Genomic DNA, 2,657 nt, shown 5'->3' with positions numbered 1-2,657 from the left:
TCTGTGGCCTGACGGCCACCCGGAGGTGGGTCAAAATTAATGGCCAGTAGTGGGTCATTTTAATTGGCCACTAACACTTCCGAAATTATCGCGCTTACTGGAGCGTCAAGTCCTTTTGATGACCTGTGTGACAGAGAGGGTATTCCAGAGGAACAAAGAGATGATATTTTCAAAAAACTGGTGGATAGCGGTCAAACTCCTGGAGAACTGAGATATACCAGCAGAGAGAGTGCTCAACGGATTATTGGCAATACTATCCGGAGAATCCACGACAAAGTTAAAGCCTATAAAGCGGAGCATAGTGGCGAGTAAGACACATAACCAAGCCATTAAGTTCGCGCACTGCGTGCGCCGGACCTCGTTTCACTCGGCCGCTTATGGCGGGCGTTAGGCATCTTATGAATCTCGAGAAGCAGCCACTAAATGTATTTGTGCGCAAGGCCATTCTCAGGACGCCACAGGGCTGGTTTGTTGCGGCGAGTTTTATCATCAATTGGCTATTGGTTGCGATTGTCGCAGTTATACCACTAAGCCCCTTGGTTCCGCATAGTGGTCAAGCATTAGTGTATGTTCTATTATTCCCGTGGCCATTTGTGGTCTTAACGGTATTCGTGATGCTCTCATCACCTGATTATCAGGCTGACTTGTTCGATACCGTATTTACTGGAATTATGGCCATCGCGCCATATTGGTGGATCTATGCCTAACAAGTAGTTCCAGTACGTTCCGGGCCTTCGGCCCTCCACCGGATGCCCTTTTCGCTGCGCTACAAGGGCACCGCTGAACAAAAGCGTTATGTTCAAAGAGGAGAATGACGATGCCTAGGAAAACACATCATGTAGTTCCCAATCCTGACGGCGGATGGGATGTAAAAAAAGGTGGTGGTGAACGGGCCATCAAGCATTTTGACACCAAACAAGATGCGGTTGACTATGGCCGTGATGTCAGTAGGAATCAGGACTCGGAATTTGTGGTCCATAAAAAAGATGGGAGCATCCAAAATCCGGATAGCCATGGTAACGATCCAATGCCACCGAAGGATAAGAAATAGTCGTTCAAAATGAGTGTGCTTAGGCCGACAGGGGTAGCAGGTTGGGGTTCGATTCCCCTGGCGTTTGTTGGCTCCATAGCCCTTTTATTAATTTTACTGAGATACATCAGCGTAAACGTGGTCCTGCCGGCCACCAGCAACAGTGAAAAGGGGGTGTCTATGGTGAAAGCATTAACTGACCGAACTCGCGTTTTTTTAAGCTCCATGTTTGAAACTATGTGGGCTATCGGAGTCGGCGGCGTTGTCGGACACCTGTCTGCCTAAGCGCACTCAGAACATAACAATCACAGGCACGGCGACGGTTACTACATTGCGGCTTCGCCTCCATTCCGTAACCGCGCGTGCTGCGCGGCGTTGTGTGGAATAAAACTGTGAATTTTGAGATTAGTCGTGACCAAGATTTCTTGGTGGAACATTGCTACTCATGTTCGGTTCCGGGGTACCTGATCGTGACGCCAGTTCCCGAAGCACACTCGTTGGATGAGTTGCCCTTGGAAACCGCCGAACGACTTGGACCGGTTCTGGCGAGCGCTGCCACTTCTGTGAAGGCAGTGTGCGAGCCTATCCGTATTTACTGTGCTCAGTTCGGCGAAGAGCAGTCGCGGCTCCATTTTCACGTGTTCCCAAGGAGTCAGGCACTGACAGATGATTATCTCGTAGCTTTCCCCGAGCATGCTTCTCAGATCAGAGGACCCATTATGTTGGACTGGGCGAGGGATAGGTATCGTTGCAGCCCTGAAGAGACGTTTGCCGCTGTATCGGAGACAATCACCCGGCTACGAAGATCCTGGACCACACAACAAGGCGCTCCAGCCGACGCAGACGGGCTGCGCGGCTGAGCTTAACCGTTAGCGGGTCTATGAATGGAATCCTGCATGATGGAAGCGATCTCAATTGCCAAGGAGGTGCTCGTCTCGATTGCGGCAGCAACAACCGCAATCGTAGCCGTCCTTGGTCTAAGAAGCTGGAGTAGAGAACTCCGCGGGAGGACTCAGTTCGAGGTTGCGAGGCAACTTATCCGTGCAACGTACCGTGTGCGGGACGAGCTCCGATACTGCAGGACTCCGTTCATCCAAGGTGCCGAGTTTCCCGCGGATTATCCCGCCGTCGAAGGTCCAACATCTGAGCAGGAGGCGAAAGCGTGGGCGCATATCTACCAGAATCGCTGGGAGCCAGTACGTGATGCTCTTCGGGAGCTGGACGCGCAGCTGTTGGAGGCGGAAGCCCTATGGGGGAGTGATATCCGAGAGGCGGGCGACGCGCTACGGCAATGCGCGCGGGAGCTTCAAGTAGCTATGGAAGCGATTATTGATGACAAGGCGGTCGGCGGTAAGAACTTCCAGAGTGACCGGGATTTCGCCAAGAAAATGCGCAGCACCGCGCACGCCTCAGCGACGAGCCAGGACAATGAACTCACTAACAAGATTCAAGAGGCGGTATCCTCGATTGAGGAGCACGTCAGACCGCATCTACATCCTCGCTAACAATACGCTCAACCGGACGCTCGTACCTCGCGCCGGTTAGCGGTCCGTTGAGGCTGTAGAAAAACCCCCGATTTGCTAGGCTGGCACTGAGCAACAAGGAGCTGTTCGCATGCCCCGATTCA

3 protein-coding genes are annotated in these 2,657 nt (G+C 52.5%); all 3 read left to right on the top strand.

The window, feature by feature from the left end:
• Positions 1-398 precede the first annotated feature (398 nt).
• The 3 genes from AC1RQI_RS16550 (at position 399) to AC1RQI_RS16540 (ending at position 2,535) form a co-directional block, all read left to right on the top strand.
• Positions 399-707 carry a hypothetical protein gene (locus AC1RQI_RS16550; protein WP_481905714.1) on the top strand — a complete coding sequence of 103 codons (309 nt, stop codon included), beginning with the start codon at positions 399-401 and terminating at the stop codon, positions 705-707.
• A gap of 110 nt (positions 708-817) precedes the next feature.
• Positions 818-1,051 carry a DUF2188 domain-containing protein gene (locus tag AC1RQI_RS16545; RefSeq protein WP_481905713.1) on the top strand — a complete coding sequence of 78 codons (234 nt, stop codon included), beginning with the start codon at positions 818-820 and terminating at the stop codon, positions 1,049-1,051.
• An 875-nt stretch (positions 1,052-1,926) separates the two neighbouring features.
• The gene (locus tag AC1RQI_RS16540; protein ID WP_481905712.1) at positions 1,927-2,535 is read left to right on the top strand and encodes a hypothetical protein; all 609 of its coding nucleotides are present in this window, start codon (positions 1,927-1,929) and stop codon (positions 2,533-2,535) included.
• Positions 2,536-2,657: the final 122 nt, after the last annotated feature.

The organism is Salicola sp. AFF1 (assembly GCF_056783195.1).
Note: the sequence above shows the minus strand (reverse complement) of the source record. Positions and strands in the feature narration are given on the sequence as shown.